16 protein-coding genes are annotated in these 18,849 nt (G+C 70.0%); 5 read left to right on the top strand and 11 right to left on the bottom strand.

Annotated elements, in window-relative coordinates; genetic code table 11:
• Nucleotides 1-170: 170 nt before the first annotated feature.
• Both ABDJ40_RS09970 and ABDJ40_RS09965 read left to right on the top strand, forming a co-directional pair.
• Nucleotides 171-584, top strand: a complete 414-nt coding sequence (locus tag ABDJ40_RS09970; RefSeq protein WP_347609235.1) for a response regulator — start codon at nt 171-173, stop codon at nt 582-584.
• Between the two features lie 66 nt (nt 585-650).
• Nucleotides 651-1,304 (top strand): hypothetical protein, encoded by a 654-nt coding sequence (locus ABDJ40_RS09965; protein ID WP_347609233.1) that lies wholly within the window; start codon nt 651-653, stop codon nt 1,302-1,304.
• Nucleotides 1,305-1,307: 3 nt separating this feature from the next.
• On the opposite strand, the gene ABDJ40_RS09960 is transcribed toward ABDJ40_RS09965, so the two are convergent.
• The 6 genes from ABDJ40_RS09960 to ABDJ40_RS09935 form a co-directional block, all read right to left on the bottom strand.
• Complete coding sequence (locus ABDJ40_RS09960) at nt 1,308-2,162, bottom strand: alpha/beta fold hydrolase (protein ID WP_347609231.1); 855 nt, start codon at nt 2,160-2,162, stop codon at nt 1,308-1,310.
• Nucleotides 2,159-3,262 carry a branched-chain amino acid ABC transporter permease gene (locus ABDJ40_RS09955; protein WP_347609229.1) on the bottom strand — a complete coding sequence of 368 codons (1,104 nt, stop codon included), beginning with the start codon at nt 3,260-3,262 and terminating at the stop codon, nt 2,159-2,161. The genes ABDJ40_RS09960 and ABDJ40_RS09955 overlap by 4 nt, the downstream gene beginning before the upstream one ends.
• 199 nt (nt 3,263-3,461) lie before the next feature.
• Nucleotides 3,462-4,397: a branched-chain amino acid ABC transporter permease gene (locus ABDJ40_RS09950; RefSeq protein WP_430765633.1), complete on the bottom strand. Its 936-nt coding sequence runs from the start codon at nt 4,395-4,397 to the stop codon at nt 3,462-3,464.
• 106 nt (nt 4,398-4,503) lie between these two features.
• Nucleotides 4,504-5,250 carry an ABC transporter ATP-binding protein gene (locus tag ABDJ40_RS09945; RefSeq protein WP_347609227.1) on the bottom strand — a complete coding sequence of 249 codons (747 nt, stop codon included), beginning with the start codon at nt 5,248-5,250 and terminating at the stop codon, nt 4,504-4,506.
• Nucleotides 5,247-6,014: an ABC transporter ATP-binding protein gene (locus tag ABDJ40_RS09940; protein WP_347609225.1), complete on the bottom strand. Its 768-nt coding sequence runs from the start codon at nt 6,012-6,014 to the stop codon at nt 5,247-5,249. The genes ABDJ40_RS09945 and ABDJ40_RS09940 overlap by 4 nt, the downstream gene beginning before the upstream one ends.
• A gap of 282 nt (nt 6,015-6,296) precedes the next feature.
• Nucleotides 6,297-7,493, bottom strand: coding sequence for a substrate-binding domain-containing protein (locus ABDJ40_RS09935; RefSeq protein ID WP_347609223.1), 1,197 nt, complete (start codon nt 7,491-7,493; stop codon nt 6,297-6,299).
• 455 nt (nt 7,494-7,948) lie between these two features.
• Here ABDJ40_RS09935 and ABDJ40_RS09930 point away from each other — a divergent pair, with 455 nt between their 5' ends.
• The gene (locus ABDJ40_RS09930; protein WP_347609221.1) at nt 7,949-8,968 is read left to right on the top strand and encodes a serine hydrolase domain-containing protein; all 1,020 of its coding nucleotides are present in this window, start codon (nt 7,949-7,951) and stop codon (nt 8,966-8,968) included.
• 50 nt (nt 8,969-9,018) lie between these two features.
• A complete protein-coding gene (locus ABDJ40_RS09925; protein WP_347609219.1) occupies nt 9,019-9,561 on the top strand; it encodes a GNAT family N-acetyltransferase in 543 nt (180 codons plus the stop codon).
• Nucleotides 9,562-9,567: 6 nt separating this feature from the next.
• On the opposite strand, the gene ABDJ40_RS09920 is transcribed toward ABDJ40_RS09925, so the two are convergent.
• The gene (locus ABDJ40_RS09920) at nt 9,568-11,064 is read right to left on the bottom strand and encodes a sigma-54 interaction domain-containing protein (protein ID WP_347609217.1); all 1,497 of its coding nucleotides are present in this window, start codon (nt 11,062-11,064) and stop codon (nt 9,568-9,570) included.
• A 147-nt stretch (nt 11,065-11,211) separates the two neighbouring features.
• On the opposite strand from ABDJ40_RS09920, the gene ABDJ40_RS09915 reads away from it, so the two are divergent.
• Nucleotides 11,212-12,762, top strand: coding sequence for a malonate--CoA ligase (locus ABDJ40_RS09915; protein ID WP_347609215.1), 1,551 nt, complete (start codon nt 11,212-11,214; stop codon nt 12,760-12,762).
• A 24-nt stretch (nt 12,763-12,786) separates the two neighbouring features.
• Here the strand turns inward: ABDJ40_RS09915 and ABDJ40_RS09910 are convergent, their stop codons facing one another.
• The 4 genes from ABDJ40_RS09910 to ABDJ40_RS09895 form a co-directional block, all read right to left on the bottom strand.
• Nucleotides 12,787-13,527, bottom strand: a complete 741-nt coding sequence (locus tag ABDJ40_RS09910; protein ID WP_347609213.1) for a hypothetical protein — start codon at nt 13,525-13,527, stop codon at nt 12,787-12,789.
• Between the two features lie 35 nt (nt 13,528-13,562).
• On the bottom strand, nt 13,563-17,051 hold the full coding sequence (locus ABDJ40_RS09905) for an EAL domain-containing protein (protein WP_347609211.1): 3,489 nt from the start codon (nt 17,049-17,051) through the stop codon (nt 13,563-13,565).
• A gap of 140 nt (nt 17,052-17,191) precedes the next feature.
• Entirely contained in the window at nt 17,192-17,836 is a 645-nt protein-coding gene (locus ABDJ40_RS09900; protein ID WP_347609209.1) for a TetR/AcrR family transcriptional regulator, read from the bottom strand.
• 133 nt (nt 17,837-17,969) lie between these two features.
• On the bottom strand, nt 17,970-18,849 hold an 880-nt coding region (locus ABDJ40_RS09895), incomplete at its 5' end, for a calcium-binding protein (RefSeq protein WP_347609207.1).

The following is an 18,849-nucleotide window of genomic DNA, read 5'->3' as shown; positions in this document are numbered from 1 at the left end:
GGTGCGGGGATGTCCATCCTGCCCCCTCAGGGAGGTGCCGACGCGTTGGGCGGCACACGGAAGTCCGGCTGCAGGGCCAGGGGCTCCGCCAGGCACAGCGCGAGGCGAATGGATCTTGGCCAACAGCAGGTGGGCAGTTCATGATGACAACGGGCACGAACAGTATTTCCATGGGCGCCATCGGGGCGGCTGCCGCAAGGGTGCAGGTGCTGCTGGTCGAGGACAACCCCATCAACCAGGTCGTGGCCCTGGAGTTCCTGTCCCTCATGGGCCTGCGCAGCCGCCTGGCCAGCAACGGCCTGGAGGCCGTCGACGCCTGCATGCAGGCCGCCCCCGACCTGGTGCTGATGGACATCCAGATGCCCGGCATGGACGGCCTGGAATGCGCCCGCCGCCTGCGCGAGCTGCAGGCCCGCGCCGAGCTGCCGCATTTCCCCATCCTCGCCCTGACCGCCCATGCCCTGGAGAGTGACGTGAAGGCCAGCCTGGCCGCCGGCATGGACGAGCACCTCACCAAGCCCCTGGACTTCACCGCCCTTCGCGGCCGTCTGGACCACTGGTTGGGCCGCCTGCCCGCGCAGTAAGCGCTTCGTCGCGATTCCCCTGCGCCTGACCCTGGGCTCGCCATAATGCGCGGCCAAGGAGAGGCCATGATCGAGATTCCCAAGCTGAGCAAGCCCGCGGGCGAGGACAAGGCGCCGCGCTGGTTCCATGTGGCCGTGGCCCTGAGCATGCTGCTGAGCGCGGGCGCCGCGCTGGTGTCGGCGCTCAAGACCAGCGCCACCATGCAGGCCCTGGTCGAGCAGAACGCGCGCCTGGTGAAGGCGGGGTCCACCCCCATCCTGCAGTTCTATGCCGCCAACATCAATGCGAGCGACAAGTCGGAGATCCAGCTCGCCGTGGAGAACGCCGGCACCGGCCCGGCGCGCGTGGTCTGGCTGGAAATGCGCTACGACGGCAAGCCGCTCAAGAGCAGCCATGCCCTGCCCGTCGTGGTGGCGCGTGAGCACCGGATGGAGATCGACAAGAGCGCCCTGGTGCACACGCGCAGCGGCTCCCTCGCCGGTGACGTGCTGATGGCCGGCAAGCGCCAGATGATCTTCAGCTGGCGCGCCGAGGACGTCAACGACGACGCCGTCAAGACGCTGTTCGAGACGGTGGACCGGGACCGCACCAAGCTGAGCCTCGCCGCCTGCTATTGCTCCGTCTTCGACGAATGCTGGGAGACCGACTTCGGCCCGGACCTCCCGAAGGCCGTGCAGCGCTGCGAGCGCCAGGGCCATGTGAGCGTCAACGGCGGCTGAGCCTCAGTGCCCTTCGAGGAAGCGACGCACCAGCTCCAGCTGCGCCGGCACATTCAGCGCCGGCGCATGGCCGCAGCCCGCAATGGTGGCCACCGCCGCGCAGGGCCCGCGCACCCGCATGGCCTCGGCGGTCTCGGCCAGCAGGAGGTCGGAGTCCTCGCCGCGCAGGCACAGCACAGGCAGGCTGAGGCTGTCCCATTCGGTCCAGCGCTCGTAGTCATCGGGCCGGGTGACGAACTGGCGCACCATGGCCGGGTCGTAGTGCGGCGTCACGCGGCCGTCGGGCAGGCGCCGCAGGGAGGTCTCGGTCAGCAGGCGCCACTGCGCGTCGCTCAGCCAGCCATAGGGCTTGTAGACCTGGCGGAAGTACTGCTCCAGCTCGGTGACGGTGTCGAAGGCCTGCGGGTTGCCGGCATAGGCGCGGATGCGCGCGATGGCCGGCGCGGCCAGCGAGGGGCCGTTGTCGTTCAGCACCAGTCGCTCGATGCGGCCGCGCAGCGTGCTCGCCGCGGCCAGCGTGCCGATGGCGCCGCCCATGGAGGTGCCCACCCAGTGGAAGCGCGTCAGCTGCAGCTGATCCACGAGTTCGGTGGCCAGCTGCACGTAGAACTCGAGGCAGTACTCGCGGTCCGGATCGGGGCTCCATTGCGAGAGGCCGCGGCCCAGGGTGTCCGGGCAGATCACGCGGTAGCCGTCGCTGAGGAAGGCGGCCAGCGCGTCCATGTCCCGCCCCGTGCGGGCCAGACCGTGCCAGGCGATCACCACGGGCGCACCGGCCGGGCCCCAGTCGGTGTAGTGAATCTCGCGACCGGCGCAGCGCAGGTAGTGGGAGGTGAATCCCGGGGAGGTGACGCTCATGCCTGCTCCTTGCTCAGGGCCGCCAGCGCGCGGCGCGCGGCCCGCAGCCGCAGGCCGCCGACGATGCCGGCCGGAAAGTGGTAGACCGCCAGCACGAAAAGCAGGCCCAGCCACAGCAGCCAGCGGTCCGGCGAGACCAGCTGTGCCAGCACGGGCACGCCCTCCACTGCCGTGGCGCCCAGGCGCATCAGGTCCTGCAGATAGGCTTGCGCGCCCATGAAGAGCACGCTGCCCACCACCGCGCCGTAAACGCTGCCCATGCCGCCGATCACGCAGATCAGCAGCACGTCCAGCATCAGCTCCAGCGAGAGCGAGGTGTCCGGCCCGTTGTAGCGCAGCCAGACGGCCAGCATGGCGCCGGCCAGGGTCGCGAACAGCGCCGCCAGCACATTGGCCCAGACACGGTAGACCACGGTCCGGTAGCCGATGGCCTCGGCCCGGAAGTCGTTCTCGCGGATGGCCTGCAGCACGCGGCCGAAGGGCGAGTTGACGATGCGCAGCAGCAGCAGGGTCAGCGCGAGGGTGCAGGCGCACAGCAGGTAGTAGGCCGCGAAGCGCCCGTCGATGCTGGCCCCGAGGAAGGGCTCCTCCAGGAACTCCGTGCCCGGCTGCAGCAGCTCGGGCACCTGGAAGCTGAGGCCGTCCTCGCCGCCGGTGAACTCGGACAGCTGCGAGGCCAGGCCCAGGAAGGCCGAGGCCACGGCCATGGTGATCATCGCGAAGAACAGCGCCTTGACCCGCAGCGAGAACAGCCCGACCAGCAGGGACAGGAGCAGGCTCAGGCCCAGGGCCGCGCCCACGCCCGCAGCCAGCGCCGGCCAGCCCGGCCCCATCTGGTTGCTGGCGATGGCCACGCCATAGGCCCCGATGCCGAAGAACAGCGTATGGGCGAAGCTGACGATGCCCGTGTAGCCCAGCAGCAGGTCGTAGCTGGCCACCAGCACGATGAACACGAGGATCTTGGCCGCCACGTTCAGCGCCTTGATGCCGGGAAAGAGAAAGGGCGTCAGCAGCAGGCCCAGCACGCAGGCCACCAGCAGCGCGGCCAGCAGGCGGCTGCGCGGCAGGTCATGGGAAAGCATTGCGTGAATGAGGCTCATGCCTGAACTCCGAGTCGATCATATGCACGGCGCCACAGCCCCCGAGCAGAGTCCGTGGATCCGGCTTCGCCGGGCCATCGGGCTCGCCCCCTCGAGGGGGCTGAGGCCGGACTCAAACGGCTTGCCGTTTGTGCCTGCTGAAGGGCCGGGGCTATGGCCCGGTGCGCCCGGCAAGGGCGCGAAGCGCGTAGGGGGTGGGTCATCTGGCTCCCACGGGATAGAGGCCCTGGGGCCGCCACATCAGCACCGCCACCATGAGCCCGATGCTGGAGAACAGCGCCGCCTTGGGGAACAGGAAGCCGCAGTAGTTGGCCATCAGGCCCACTGCCAGCGCGCCGACGAAGCAGCCCAGGGTCGAGCCCAGGCCGCCGATGATGATGACGATGAAGATCAGCGTGTTGACCTGCGCCCCGATCTGTGGCGTGACGCCCTGCTGGTACAGCCCCCACATCACCCCGCCCAGGCCGGCCAGCGCCGAACCCGCGACGAAGACGGCCACGAAGAGCCGCCGGATGCGGTAGCCCAGGCTCTCCACCATCTCGCGGTCCTGCACGCCGGCGCGGATCAGCAGCCCGAGCTTGGTCCGGTTGAGCACCCACAGCAGGCTCGCGAACACCGCCAGGCCCAGCACCACGGCCAGCAACCGGAACTTCTCGATGGCGACCTCACCCAGCAGCAGCGAGCCGCGCAGCCCCTCCGGCACCGGCAGCGGCACCAGCTGCGCGCCCCACAGCAGCTTGATGCACTCCTCGCCGATGATCATGCCGCCCATGGTGATCAGGATCTGCTTGAGATGCATGCCGTAGACCGGCCGCACCAGCACGCGCTCGAAGACCAGGCCCGCCGCGCCAGCCACCGCCATGCCGGCCAGGCTGGCCAGGCCCACGGCCACGAGGTTGGCGGCCAGACTGCTGCCCTCGCCCGTCCAGGCGCTCATGCCGCCCATCACCGTGGTGGCCATGAAGGCGCCCAGGGCGATGAACACGCCGTGGCCGAAGTTCAGCACGTCCATCAGGCCGAAGACCAGGGTCAGGCCCGAGGCGATGATGAAGATGATCAGGCCCATGGCCAGGCCGGCCAGGGTCAGGGTGGCCCAGCTGGAGGCGCTGCCCATCAGCGGCAGGGCCAGGGCCATCAGGCCCAGCAGCAGGGCCAGCGGCTGCCAGTCCACGTTCAGGCGCGGGCCGCCGCTGCGTGCGGGCGCACCCGCGGTCGTCATGGGGATACTCATGCGTCCCTCCTCATTGATGCGCCGCCAGCGAGAGCCCCAGCAGGCGCTGCTGCAGGGCCTCGTCGGCAGCCAGGTCGGCCATGCGGCCGGCGTGGACCACGCGGCCGTCGTCCATCACCGCCACGCTGTCACCCAGCTGGCGGGCCATGTGGAAGTTCTGCTCCACCAGCAGCACCGTGGTGCGGCTGCGCTTGAGTGCCTGCAGGGACTCGATCAGGTTCTGCACGATGGCCGGCGCCAGGCCCTTCGACGGCTCGTCGATCAGCAGCAGGCGGCGCGGCTCGATCAGGGCACGGGCGATGGCCAGCATCTGCTTCTGCCCGCCCGAGAGCTTGCCCGCCGGGTAGTGCCAGAACTTCTTCAGCGCCGGGAAGAGGCCGAAGAGCCAGTCCAGGCGCTCGGCGTCCAGCTGCTCGATGCGACGGGCCTCGCGCGCCGCCAGCAGCAGGTTCTCCGCCACGCTGAGCGCGCCGAAGATGCCCATGTTCTCGGGCACGTAGGCAATGCTGCGGCGGGCGATCTCCGGCGTGGCCAGCTGCGCGCCGGGGCCGCCGATGGCCTGGCCGTCCAGCAAGACCTGACCCTTGCTCGCCTGCCACAGGCCCATGATGCTGCGCAGCGTGGTGGTCTTGCCGGCGCCGTTGCGGCCCAGCAGCAGGGTCAGCTCGCCCTCGGGCACCACCAGGTCCACGCCATGCAGGATGTGATACGCGCCGATGTGGGTCTGCACCCCGCGCAGTTCGAGCAGGGCCTTCATGCCGCGACCTCCTCGGCACGGCCCGCGGCCACGCCCAGGTAGGCCTCCTGCACCACCGGCAGGGCCATGACCTCGCCCGGCGCGCCGTCTGCCACCAGGGCGCCCTGGTGCAGCACGATGACGCGGTCCGCCAGCTCGCGCACCACGTCCATCTTGTGCTCCACCAGCAGGATCGTGTGCCGCCCTTCCCGCTTGAGCTCGCGGATCAGGTCCAGCACCACCGGCACCTCGTCCACGCTCATCCCGGCGGTGGGCTCGTCGAACATGAAGACCTTGGGCTGCAGCGCCATCAGCACCGCCACCTCCAGCTTGCGCTGGTCGCCATGCGGCAGGCTGGCGGCCAGGGCGCCCGACTTGGACGCCAGCCGCACCCGCTCCAGCAGCGCCATCGACTCCTCGATCAGCGCCTTGTGATTCACCCACACCGACAGCATCTTCAGGCCCAGGCCCTGGCGCGCCTGCACCGCCAGCCGCACGTTCTCCAGCACCGGCAGGTGCGGGAACAGTTGCGTCAGCTGAAAGGCCCGCCCCAGCCCCTTGCGCGTGCGCAGCGGCGCCGACAGCGCGCTCAGGTCCTCGCCATCGAGCAAGACCTGACCCTCACTCGCCGGCAACTGCCCCGAGATCAGGTTGAAGTAGGTCGTCTTGCCCGCCCCGTTGGGCCCCACGATGGCCGTCAGCGAGCCCGGCGCAAAAGCGCAGGAGACGTGGTCGACGGCCACATGCCCACCGAACCGTATCGTCAGATTCCGAGTTTCAAGCACAACAACTCCACATACGAAGTGCACCCCCCAGCTTCCAGAGCCCGAGGCGTAGCGAGCGGACGCTGGACTAGGCGCGGGGGGACCCAAAGACCGGAGCGACCTTGAGGGTCGTGAGGATCTTTGGGAGGACCCGCAACGACGGCCAGCGTTCGCGCAGTAGCCGAGCCGCGAGCGGACGCTGGACTAGGCGCGGGGGGCCCAAGACCGGAGCGACCTTGAGGGTCGTGAGGATCTTTGGGAGGACCCGCAACGACGGCCAGCGTTCGCGCAGTAGCCGAGCGACTAGCGCTTGTTGCGGAGCGGGACTTGCATCTCCTCCGGCTTGATCTCCCGCACCAGCTCTGGCACCCCCCACTCAAACGCCTTGTCCACCTTGATCTTGAAGTGGTACATGGACTGCAGGGCCTGGTGGTCTTCAGGCCTGAAAGTCATGCGGCCCTTGGGCGTCTCGAAGCTCATGCCTTCCATGGCCTTGATCAGCTTGTTGGTGCCGGTCTCGCCGCCCGTCTTCTTGAGGGCTTCCACGAGGGCGATGGCCGCCGTCATGCCGCCCGCGGTGAAGAAGTCCGGCGGCGACTTGAACTGCTTGTAATGGTTGGCCACCAGCCATTCATTGACCGGGTTCTTGGGCATGCCGAAGTAGTAGTAGCTGGCGCCCTCCATGCCGGGGAACTGCTTGTAGGCCACCATGGCCGGCAGGATGTTGCCGCCCGTGGCGATCTCGATGCCGTAGCGCTTCAGGTCCAGGTCGGCGATCTTGAAGGGGTTGCCGCCGCCGGCCCAGATGATGAAGATCACCTTGCGGCCGGGCTGGTCCTTGAGCTTGTCGATCAGGCGCTGGGCACCGGCGGTGAAGTCCGTCGTGTTGGTGGGCAGGTACTCCTCGTGCACCAGCTTGGCCTTCTTGATCGCGTCCCTGAAGGCCTTCACGCCGTCGCGGCCGAAGGCGTAGTCCTGGGCCAGGGTGGCGATCACGGTGCCGGGCTTGTCCAGGGCGACCGCGTTGGCGATGGCGTCCTGCGAGCTGTTGCGGCCGGTGCGGAAGATGTACTTGTTCCACTTCTCGCCGGTGATGGCGTCGGCCACGGCCGGCTCCACCAGCAGGATCTTCTTGTACTCCTCGGCCACGGGCAGCAGGGCCAGGGCCACGCCGCTGGACGAGGGGCCGACGGCGATGTCGGCCTTGTCGTCGCCGTAGGCCGCGGCCAGCAGGCTCTTGCCCACGTCGGGCTTGCCCTGGTCGTCCTTCTCGATCACCACCAGCTTCTTCCCGTTGACGGTCATGGTGCCGCCGGTGGCGTAGTCCAGGCCCATCATCAGGCCGGTCTGCGTCTGCTTGCCATAGGCCTCCAGCGGGCCGGTCTTGGAGTAGACGTGGGCGATGCGGATCTCGTTGCCGGCGGCCTGCGCAGGCAGGGCCGGCAGGGCGCAGGCGCCGATCAGGGCTAGGCTCGCCGCACGGCGGTGGATGAGGGGCATGTCGTGTCTCCTGTTGTGGGGCTGCCCGAAGTCTGCGCCCGGGCCTGGCCATCATGGTGCAAGGCCCGTGCCTGGCGCAGCCCCGCAGACGCCACAGCCCGCACAAACTCGCGTAAACCCCGAGCGCCAGCCTCCGCATGGGCCCCGCCCTCCCCCCTACCATCCGTGCCGACGGCTGCTTCACCGGCCGTGGACCCGCGCCCACCGGGCGCAACCAGGCTGGGCCATGACCGATTCATGGACAGCGCTGTTCAATCTTCAAACACAAGACCCTGGCTGTCTGCCTCGCAGACAACGGGGCCCAAGCGGGAGGAGGGGCGATGGATGCAACGGTGCCGAGGCGTCAGGTCTTGCGTCAGGGGCTGGCAGCCGGACTGGGCTTGGGTGCAGGACTGGGGCTCGGGCTGGGCAACGCACAGGCGGCCCCCGCGCGTTCCCCCGCATCCCTGGACAGAATGGACCGCTATGCCCGGCAGTGGCTGAAGGACCAGCAGATGCCCGGCCTGGCGCTGGCCCTGCTGCAGCACGGCGAACCCCTCTACGCCCGCGGCCTGGGCTGGGGCGACGTGGGGCGTCAGCGCCCCGTCACCGAAGACCTGCGCTTCGACATCTGCTCCCTCTCCAAGCCCCTGCTGTGCTGCGCCGCACAGCTGATGGTGGAGGACGGGCAGCTGCGCCTGGAGCAGCGCCTGGCCGATCTCATCGAGGACCTGCCCGCGTCCTGGCAGGCCATCACGCTGCAGCAGCTGATGCAGCACACAGCCGGCCTGCCCAAGAACGTCGACTTCAGCGACCCCGAGGTGCAGGCCCTCTTCCCGCGCAACTATGGCGAGGCCGAGTGGCTGCCCATCGTCCGGCGCCAGCCCCTGCTGAGCCCGCCCGGGCAGCGCTGCCACTACAGCAACATCGGCTACAACCTCCTGGCCAGCGCCCTCGGCCGCCTGGCCGGCCGCCCCTATGAGCAGGTGCTGGCGCAGCGGCTCTTCGAACCGCTGGGCATGACGAGCGCACGGCTGATGGCGCCCACCCCCGGCTTCGCGGACATGGCCGCGCCCCACCAGCGCCGCCCCGGTGGCATCGTCGACATCGGTGCCGAGCAGCCGCCGGGCGTGCGCAGCTGGATGGCGGCCGGCTGCGGCGGCTTCGAGATGAGCCTGCGGGACATGATCCAGTGGGAGCGCGCGCTGCAGGGCTGGGGCCCATTCAAGCCTTACCGGGCCGTGTTCGAGAAGCTCTGGGCCCAGGGCGTGCCCACCGAGCAGGGGCATGCCTACGGCCTGGGCTGGAACTTCCAGCGCGACCCAGCCGGCCGGCTGCAGGTCTGGCACGAGGGCCAGAGCGAGGGCTTCTCGGTGCGCTTCGAGCGCTTCCCCGAGCAGGGCCGGGCCCTCATCCTGCTGGGCAACCTGGGCGACTTCAAGCCCGAGGACCTGGGCCGCGCGCTCCGGGACCTGGTGTGGAAGGCTCGCGCGTGAGCCGCCCCATGACCCTTGGCCGCGCCGCCCGGCTTCACTAGAGTCGCCCCATGAGCCTCCTCCACACCCCCCGACTGCGCCTGGAACCCATGGTCCCCGCCCATCGCCTGGGCCTGAACCGCCTGAACAGCGACCCGGTGGTGATGCGCTACCTCAGCGGCCGCCCCGAGACGCAGGAGGAGACCGACGCCGTCATCGAGCGCGTGCAGGCCCGCTGGGCGGAGCACGGCTTCTCGTGGTGGAGCTTCATCGAGCTGGACAGCGGAGAGATCATCGGCGCCGGCTGCATCCAGCACCTGGGCCGCATCGTGGGCGAGCCGCTGGAGATCGGCTGGCGGCTGCGTCAGGACCGCTGGGGCCGCGGCCTGGCCAGCGAAGCCGCGCAGGCCATGGGCGACTTCGCCTTCCGCACCCAGCCCATCGAGCTGCTGGTCTCGGTCTGCCATCCCGACAACGAGAACTCCTGGCGCGTGATGGAGCGGCTCGGCATGCGCGACGTGGGCCTGAGCCGCGCCTATGACATGGACGTGCGCCGCTACGAGATCAGCCGCGCGGAGTGGGCAGCGCGGGCTGCCGCACGGCTCGCGCGCTGAGCGCCATCAGGCGTCCCCGAGCAGCGGCAGCTTGTCGTACAGCGAGGCGCGGGACATGCGCAGCAGCTTGGCCGCGGCGAGCTTGTTGCCGCCGGTCGCGCGCAGGGCCGCGCGCAGGGCGGCGCGCTCCAGCTCGGCGATCTGCTCCGCCAGCGGGCGCAGCAGGCGCGGGTCGTCCGGGCTGGGCTCGGCCAGCAACGCGGCCCCGGGACGATCGCCGGGAGCGGCGGCCACGCTGCGTGCCGCGGCGCCGGCGGCATGCTTCAGATAAGGCGCCAGCTGCGCGGACTGCAGCAGCATCTCGTCCCCCATGAGGCAGGCCTGCTCCAGCACATTGCGCAGCTCGCGGATGTTGCCGGGCCAGGCCTGGCGCATCAGCAGCTCCAGGGCGTCGGGCGCCAGGCTGCGCGAGGCCATGCCGGCGCGGCGGACGATGTCCTCCAGCAAGGCCTCGGCGAGGGCCTCGATGTCGTCCAGGCGCTCGCGCAGGGGCGGCACGCGCAGGGGCAGCACATTGAGCCGGTAGAAGAGGTCGGCGCGGAACTCGCCGCGCGCCACCATGGCCGGCAGGTCGCGGCTGGTGGCGGCGATCACGCGCACGTCGACGCGGATCACGGTATTGCTGCCCAGGGGCTCCAGTTCCTGCTCCTGCAGCACGCGCAGCAGCTTGCTCTGCAGCGGCAGGGGCATGTCGCCGATCTCGTCCAGGAACAGCGTGCCGCCGTCCGCCAGCTTGAACTTGCCCTCGCGGCCCTTGCGGTCGGCGCCGGTGTAGGCGCCCGGCGCCACGCCGAAGAACTCGGCCTCCAGCAGGGTCTCGGGCACGGCGGCGATGTTGAGGCTCACCAGCGGCTTGGCCGCGCGCGGCGAGGCCGTGTGGATGGCGTGGGCCAGCAGCTCCTTGCCGGTGCCGGTCTCGCCCAGCAGCAGCACGGTGGCGTCTGACAGGGCCGCGCGGCGCGCCTGGCGCTTGATCTCCAGCGCGGGTCCGCTGCTGCCCACGAAGCTGGCGATGCTGTACTTGGGCCGGCGGTTGCGCACCTGCTCGGCGGCCAGCTGGCGGCGGGTCTCGTCCAGCTCCTGCTGCAGGCGGCTGAACTTGGCGATCAGCGGCTGCATGGTGGTCTCGGGATGGTCCAGCAGGACCATGCCCACCGCGCCGATCACCGCGCCGGAATCGTCACGCAGGGGCAGGCGGCTGACCAGGAAAGTGCCGGCCTTGTTGGTCAGCAGGTCCACCAGCATGGGCTGGCCCTGGTCCACCACCTGGGCCATCAGGGTGTTGGGCACCACCTCCTCGACGCGGCGGCCCACGAACTCGGTCTCGTCGCCAAAGCCCAGGGCGGGCAGGAAGCGCTTGTAGCCGTCGGAGATCCAGACGATGCGGTGCTGGCGGTCCACCACCATCATGCCCTCCACCGCCTGGGCGAAGACCTCGAACATGGACTGCGCGGCGAGGCGCAGCACGCCATCGGCGTCTTGGGGCAGAAGGGGCAGGTTCATCGGGTGCGGTACTGCTGCAACGGGACCAGCGGGGGACTGTAGCGCCCGCTCCGGCGCTTGACGGGGCCGGCGGGCACGGGGTTTACCCGGCCGGCCGCTGCGCCAGGGCAAGGCAGGTGCCGGGCGCCCGTTGCACAATGCCGCCCCATGAGTACCGCCGCCCCTTCGGACAACGCCAACCTCTTCAGCGCCCTGCGCGCCGCCTTCCCCGCGGACCTGGACGCCTGCGCCATCGAATGCGCCGACGGCGAGCACCTCCGCTACAGCTGGCGGGACCTGGAGCGTGGCACGGCCATGATGGCCAATCTGCTGGACTCGCTGGACCTGCCGCCCGCCAGCCGCATCGCCGTGCAGACCGAGAAGAGCGTCGAGGCCCTGATGCTCTACCTGGCCGTGCTGCGCGCCGGCCACGTCTACCTGCCGCTCAACACCGCCTACCAGGCCGCGGAGCTCGAGTACTTCATCGGCAACGCGGAGCCGGCCGTGGTGGTCTGCGCCGGGCGGCATTTCGGTTGGGTGTCCAAGCTGGCCTTCCTGGCCGGCACGCAGCGGGTCTTCACCCTCAACGAGGACCGCACCGGCACCCTGCTGGACCGGGCCTCGCAGATGAGCGACGTGCACACGCCGGTGGCCAGGCAGGCCGGCGACCTGGCCGCCATCCTCTACACCAGCGGCACCACCGGCCGCAGCAAGGGCGCCATGCTGAGCCATGGCAACCTGCTCTCCAACGCCCGCGTGCTGCAGCAGGCCTGGGGCTGGCGCACGGGGGATGTGCTGATCCACGCCCTGCCCATCTTCCATGTGCACGGGCTCTTCGTGGCCTCGCACGGCGCCCTGCTCAATGGCAGCAAGATGATCTGGTTCAGCCGATTCGAGCCGCGCGCCGTGATCCAGCGCCTGCCCGAGGCCACCGTCTTCATGGGCGTGCCCACGCTCTATGTCCGCCTGCTCGCCGAGGCCTCGCTCACGCGCGAGGCCTGCGCCCACATGCGGCTCTTCATCAGCGGCTCCGCGCCCCTGTTGATCGAGACCTTCCGCGACTGGCAGCAGCGCACCGGCCACACCATCCTGGAACGCTACGGCATGAGCGAGACCATCATGCTGACGTCCAACCCCTGGGAGGGCGGCGAGCGCGTCGGCGGCACCGTGGGGCCGGCCCTGCCCGGCGTGGGCCTGCGCATCGTCGACGACGCCGGTCGGCCCTGCGCGCCCGGCGAGATCGGCCACATCCAGGTGCGCGGCCCCAATGTCTTCGCCGGCTACTGGCGCATGCCCGAGAAGACGGCCGAGGAGTTCAGCGCCGACGGCTGGTTCAAGACCGGTGACGTCGGCCAGCAGGACGCCGCGGGCTATGTGCGCATCGTGGGCCGCAGCAAGGACCTCATCATCACCGGCGGCTACAACGTCTACCCGGCTGAGGTCGAGGGCTTTCTCAACGAGCTGCCCGGCGTGCTGGAGTCCGCCGTGGTGGGCGTGCCCCACCCGGACTTCGGCGAGGGCGTGATCGCGATCGTCGTGCCGCGCCCCGGCCGGCCGCCCGAGCCGCAGGCCCTGATCGACGCGCTGAAGGCCCGCATCGCCAACTTCAAGGTGCCCAAGGCCGTGTTCGTGCAGTCCGAGCTGCCGCGCAATGCCATGGGCAAGGTGCAGAAGAACCTGCTGCGCGCGCAGCACCAGGCCCTGTTCAGCAAGACCTGACCCCGCGCTGCCGGCGCCAGGCGCTCAGCGCTTCTTGAAGAGCTTGCCCAGGGCCTCGCCGGCCTGGCGCGCGGTCTCGCCGGTGGACTCCAGGGCGCGGTCAAAGAAGAATGAGGCCTTGAGCCGCTGCTGCAGGGCCCGGGCCACCTGGGCGCCCAGCTCGCCGCCGCTCAGCCCGCCCTCGGCACGGCCGAGATCGCGCAGGTCCATCTCCGGCAACTTGAGGCTCACCGTGCGCCCCTGCATGAAGGCCGCGCTGGCCTGGGCCTGGGGCCGCAGCAGCTGGAAGCGCTCGACGATGAACTTCTTCGGCGCGGCGCCTGAGGCCGAGGGCTGCGGCGCCCCGCTCTGCAGCTGGCGCGCCAGATGGGTCTGCAGCGCCTCGATATTGGTCTGGGTGGCGCCCTTCTCGTAGATCACGTCCGGCGCCTCGATCTCCACGGCGTTGATCAGGACCACCGGCTGCGTGAGCGTGCTGACGTCCACCTGCACCCGCACCCGCCGGACCTGCAGCAGGTGCGGTGTCCTGAAGCCTGGCGGATTGCCGATCAGCAGGCCGCGCAGCTCGCCGGCACCGGTGCGCGGGTCGATGTGCACGCCCTGCAGCTCGATGGGGGCACCGATCAGGGCGCTGCCTTGCTCCACGATGGCCCGGTGCACCAGGCGGTCCAGGTTGCCATGCAGCCACCAAAGGCCTGCCGCGATCGCCAGGGCCAGCAGCACCAGCAGGGCGAAGCCGCCCAGGATCCATTTCTTCAAGCTCATACCTCGCGCGTCGCGGCCGTTGCTGTCACTGGCGCTCATGCTAGCGGGTCAACGGCCTCCAGGCGGGAAGGCAGGGCCTGCAGCGACAGCCAGGGCGCCTCGAGCTGCCAGTTCAGCAGCCAGCCGGCCAGCGCGTCCGCCGGCATGGGCCGCCCGATGCCGTAGCCCTGCATCAGCCGGCAGCCCAGCTGCAGCAGGATGCGGCCATGCTCCAGGGTCTCGACGCCCTCGGCCACCACGTCCATGCGGAAGGCACGGGCCATGCGGATCACGCCCTCCACGATGCCCATGTCATCGGCATTGCCCAGCATGCCGCGCACGAAGCTCTGGTCGATCTTGAGGGTCTGCACCGGCAGCTTGCGCAGGTAGGTGAGCGAGGAGTAGCCGGTGCCGAAATCGTCCAGCGCGAAGCGCACGCCCAGATCGCCGCAGCGCTTCAGGATGGCGACGGCCGCGTCCATGTCCTCGATCTGCGCCGTCTCCAGCACCTCCAGCTCGAACTGCCGGGGCGGCTGGCCCGGATGGCGCTGCAGGGCCTCGGCCAGCTTGTCGTGGAAATCGGGCTGCTGCAGATGGGCCGCGCTGACGTTCACGCTCACCCGCAGGTCCAGGCCCTGCTCGCGCCAGCGCTGGGCCTGGCTCAGCGCCTCCTCGATCACCCACTCGCCCACGGCCAGCTCCAGGCTGCTGGACTGCAGCTGGGGCAGGAATTCACCCGGCGGCACCAGGCCGCGGCCCGGGCAGTTCCAGCGGATCAGGGCCTCCACGCCCAGCAGGCGGCCGTCCACCAGGTCCACCTTGGGCTGGTAGTGCAGCACGAACTCGCGCGCCTCCAGGGCCTGCTGCAGGCGCAGCAGGAACTCGCGGTGGGACTGGGCGCGGCGGTCGCTGACCGGGTCGAAGAGCTGGTAGCGGTTCTTGCCGGCTTCCTTGGCCAGGTACATGGCCTGGTCGGCGTGGCGCATCAGGGTGTCGGCATCGGCGTTGTCATTCGGGAAGAGGCTCACGCCGATGCTCACCGTCACCCGCAGCTCCAGGCCCTCGATGCGCAGGGGCTGCTGGACCGTCTGCAGCAGGCGGTCCAGCACCAGGGTGCAGTCCAGCTCGCTGCTGATGTCGGTGAGCAGGATCACGAATTCGTCGCCGCCCAGCCGGGCCAGGGTGTCTTCGGCGCGCAGCACCTGGGTCATGCGCTGCGTCACCTCGATCAGCAGCCGGTCGCCCACGGCATGGCCATGGGCGTCGTTGACGACCTTGAAACCGTCCAGGTCCAGGAAGCAGACGGCCAGGCTGCTCTCGCTGCGGGCGGCGCGCGCCAGGGCCTGGTGCAGGCGGTCCACCAGCAGGCGGCGGTTGGGCACGCCGGTGAGCGGGTCGAAATGGGCGATGCGGTGCAGCTCGGCCTCGTGGCTCTTGATCTGGCTGATGTCGGAGAACACGCCGATGTAGTGCTGCACCACGCCCTTGGCGTCGCGCACGCAGGAGATGGTCAGCAGCTCGGCATAGATCTCGCCGTTGCGGCGGCGGTTCCAGATCTCGCCGCGCCAGACGTCGTGCGCGGCGAGGCTGCGCCACATCTCGCGGTAGAACTCGGGGCCCTGGCGGCCGGAGGACAGCATCCGGGGGCTCTGTCCCTGCGCCTCCTCCGCGCTGTAGCCGGTGATGTGGCAGAAGGCGGCGTTGACCTTGGTGATGCGCATCTGGGGGTCCACCATCATGATGCCCTCCAGGCTGCTGTCGAAGACCATGGCGGCCTCCCGCAGCGCCAGCTCCAGCTGCTTGCGCTCGGTGATGTCGGTGTGCGTGCCTGACATCATCAACGGCCGGCCCTCGGCATCGCGGCTGACCACGCGGCCCGAGGTGCGGATCCAGCGCCATTCGCCCTCCCTGGTGCGGCAGCGCATCTCCATCTCGTGGGCGTGCGTCTCGCCGGCCAGGTGCTGCTGCACGGAGACCATCACCTGCGGGAAGTCGTCGGGATGCACCAGCCGGGGCCAGTGCTCCACCGAGACGTCGACCTCGCCCGGCTCGTAGCCCAGCATGGTCTCCCAGCGCGCGCTGACCTGGAACTCGTTGGTCTGCACGTTCCAGTCCCAGTAGCCGAGGTCCGAGCCTTCGAGCACGCGGCTGAGCTGGGCCTCGCGCAGCGCCAGGGCCAGCTCGGCGCGCTTGCGATCGCCGATGTCCTGCACCGTGCCGACCAGGCGGATCACCGCGCCGTCCTCGTCGAGAATCGCCCGCCCGCGGGCGGTGATCCAGGTCCGGCTGCCGTCCGGTCTCAGGACTTCGGCGTCCACCTCATAGGGCGTGCCGTCCGAGAGCGCACGGCGCACCGCGGCCTCGATGGCCGCCCATCCCTGGGGCGTGAAGTAGTGGGATACCTCCGGCACGACGGCAGGCCCCAGTGCCGGGTCCCGCCCGTAGATGCGGAAGACTTCCGCCGACCATTGGTGCTGGTCCCGGGCCACGTCCCAGGACCAGTTGCCCACATGGGCCAGCGCCTGGGCCTCCCGCATGGCGGCGGCCGCCTCGCTCAGGGCCTGCTCACGACGCGCCTCGCCGCTGACGTCCCGCGAGATACCGAACAGCCCGCGCACCGCACCGGCCTCATCGCGCCAGGGCCCCTTGGTCACATGGAAGACCAGGGCCTCGCCCGCCTGGGTGCGCAAGGACTCCTCATGGTTGCTGGTCAGGCCCGCGGCCATGACCGCCTCGTCCCGGGCGCGGATCATGCGGGCAGACTCCGCCGGGAAGATGTCGGCATCCGTGCGCCCCTGGATGGCGTCGCGGGGCAGGCCCACGAAGCCCGCGGCGGCCTCGTTGACCATCAGGTAGCGGCCCTGCGCGTCCTTCACGAAGACGGCGTCGGTGGTGCCGTCCACCACCGCGGCCAGCAGCTGACGGTTGGCCGCCATGGCCTGCAGGCTGGCGCGCAGGCGCCCCGCCAGGAGGCTCACGGCCAGGTTGTTGCCCAGCAGGAACATCAGCTGCAGCCCGTCCAGCGCCTGCAACTGGGCCCAGCCTCCGCGCAGCTTCCACAGGGTCAGCAGGGCGGCCAGCAGGGACGTGAGGGTCGCGAAGAGGCCCGGCCCCAGGCCGCCTAGCATGGCGCTGAGCATCACCGGCAGCATGAAGAGGCCCACCAGAAGCCGCCCGTCCAGCGCGGGGCCCAGGGCCAGGTACGCCCCCATCGCCGACAGGCTCAGCACCAGAGCCAGCAGGTACCAGGGCACCGCGGACTGCGCGCCGGCCCGCATCGCCCAGGAGGTCTCGCGTTCCTGTGCCCCGATCATGGGCACGGTGCGCAGGGCCAGGTACAGCAGGGCGGCCGTCACGAAGACGAAGAAGAAGCCCTTGGCTGTGGCGGCGGCGAGACGCTGCGGCTCGTCGACCAGCAGCTCCAGCGCACGGTCCGAGAAGAAGATCCAAAGTAGGGCGAAGGCAAGGTAGGCCAGACAGACCAGTCCTGCGTGGCGCGCCTGCACCGGCGACGCCCCGAGCGCACGCCTGAACCATCCCGTCATTGCCTGAAGCCTCCCACCGGTCGGGTCATGACTTGAGCGACCATGGTCTCACGAAGCGGCTGGAACCAGGCAATAGCCGGTGCCCGGGACTGGGCAAGACAGCACGGCGTCAGCGACTTGCGCCTCGGAGCGCCGACACCTCAGCCGCGCAGGCGGCAGAGCTGGGCGGCCACCATCTCCGACATGACGAGGGCCACGGCTTCGGCGTCCAGGCTCGGATCGTCGAACAGCAGCTCCTGGGCGGCATACAGGGCGTCGATGGCCAGGCGTATGGTCAGCTTGGCCCGGGCGGCGTCGGCCCCGGGATGGGCGCTCATGAAGGGCAGCAGCAGCAGGTCCGTCACCTGGTCATGCGAGAGGTTGCGCACCGACTGCAGCGAGGGCACGGCCCGCAGCGCCCGCGTCACCCACACGCCGGCCGGCATGCGCTCGGTGAGGGCCAGGGTCTTCAGGAAGAGCTCGGCCACGCTGGCCGCGAACTCCGGCTCCGGCAGCTGGAAGGTGGCCGGCACGGCCCAGGGCATCAGCAGCTCGTTCTGCACCTGCATCAGCCGCGTGCCCAGCTCGTGGAGGATGGCGTACTTGTTCGGGAAGTACTGGTACAGCGCCGGCGGCGAGATACCCGCCCGCTGGCAGACCAGATTGGTCGACAGCCGCTCGATGCCCACCTCGCCCAGCAGATCCGCACAGGCCGCGAGGATGCGCTCGTAGGTCTCCACCGCCCGGGCCTGGGTGGGGGCCTTCTTCACTTCGAGGTCGGGGGCGGCGGGGCGGGGGGTGGGCATGGGCGGGAGTCTATGCGAGCAGGCACGCACGCCGGCGCCGAAAAAGGAAATGGCCCTTGACGGGCCATTTCAAACCGGCCAGGGCCGGGACGGAGTGCAGGCCGGCCGCAGCTCAGCGGCCGGCATGAACGCATCACGCCATGGTCGAGACCCCCAGCTGTGGCAGCTGATGCAGCGCGGGCCTGTCGCCCTCGAAGTGCACCGCCGGGCTGCTGGAGAAACCTGCCATGGCCGACACCAGCGCCTGGACCTGGGTGTTGGTCAGCACGTCGCCATTGGCAAACCGGAACTCCTCGACCTGGTTGGCCGCGTTGAGGTACCAGTCCTGCACGGTCAGGCTGTCCGTCGAACCATTGACCGAGGCCACGAGGTGGTTGCCGCTGCGGCTGAAGGTCAGGTCGGTGGCAGCCAGGTCTGCGCCCAGCTGGACCACATCCTTCACCCCTGCCGTGGCGTCGTTCTCCGCGATGCGGTCGCTGCCATAGCCCCTGTCGAAGACATAGGTGTCAGCGCCTGCACCGCCGGTGAGCAGGTCATTGCCCAGGCCACCGTCCAGCGTGTCCTTGCCGCTGTCGCCGGTGAGCGAGTCGTTGCCCGCGTCCCCGAGCATGCGGTTGGCATAGCCGGCCGTGGCCTTGAGCGTGTCGTCACCAGCGCTTCCCTTGACCAGCGCCACGGTGTTGGCCCGGATCGCTGTCTGGTCCCAGTTCACGCCGTCGGCGAACTGGATCTGGTTGATCCGCGCCTGCCACCAGGTGTCGCTGTTGTAGTAGTTGCTCAAGGTCAGGCTGTCACCCGACTTGAACGTGACCACGAGGTGGGCTCCCACGCGCTCGAAGCTCTTCAGGTCCGTGCTGGCCAGGTCAGTGAACTTGACCACGTCCCAGCGTCCGGCGCTGCCATCGTTCTGGTTCAGAACGTCCTGGCCGAAGCCGGAGGAGAACACGAAGGTATCGCTGCCATAGCCACCATCCAGCGTGTCGTTGCCGGCACCGCCCTGGAGCACGTCGCTA

The sequence above is a fragment of the Roseateles flavus genome, from assembly GCF_039872765.1.
Classification (GTDB): Bacteria; Pseudomonadota; Gammaproteobacteria; order Burkholderiales; family Burkholderiaceae_C; genus Roseateles_B; species Roseateles_B flavus.
Note: the sequence above shows the minus strand (reverse complement) of the source record. Positions and strands in the feature narration are given on the sequence as shown.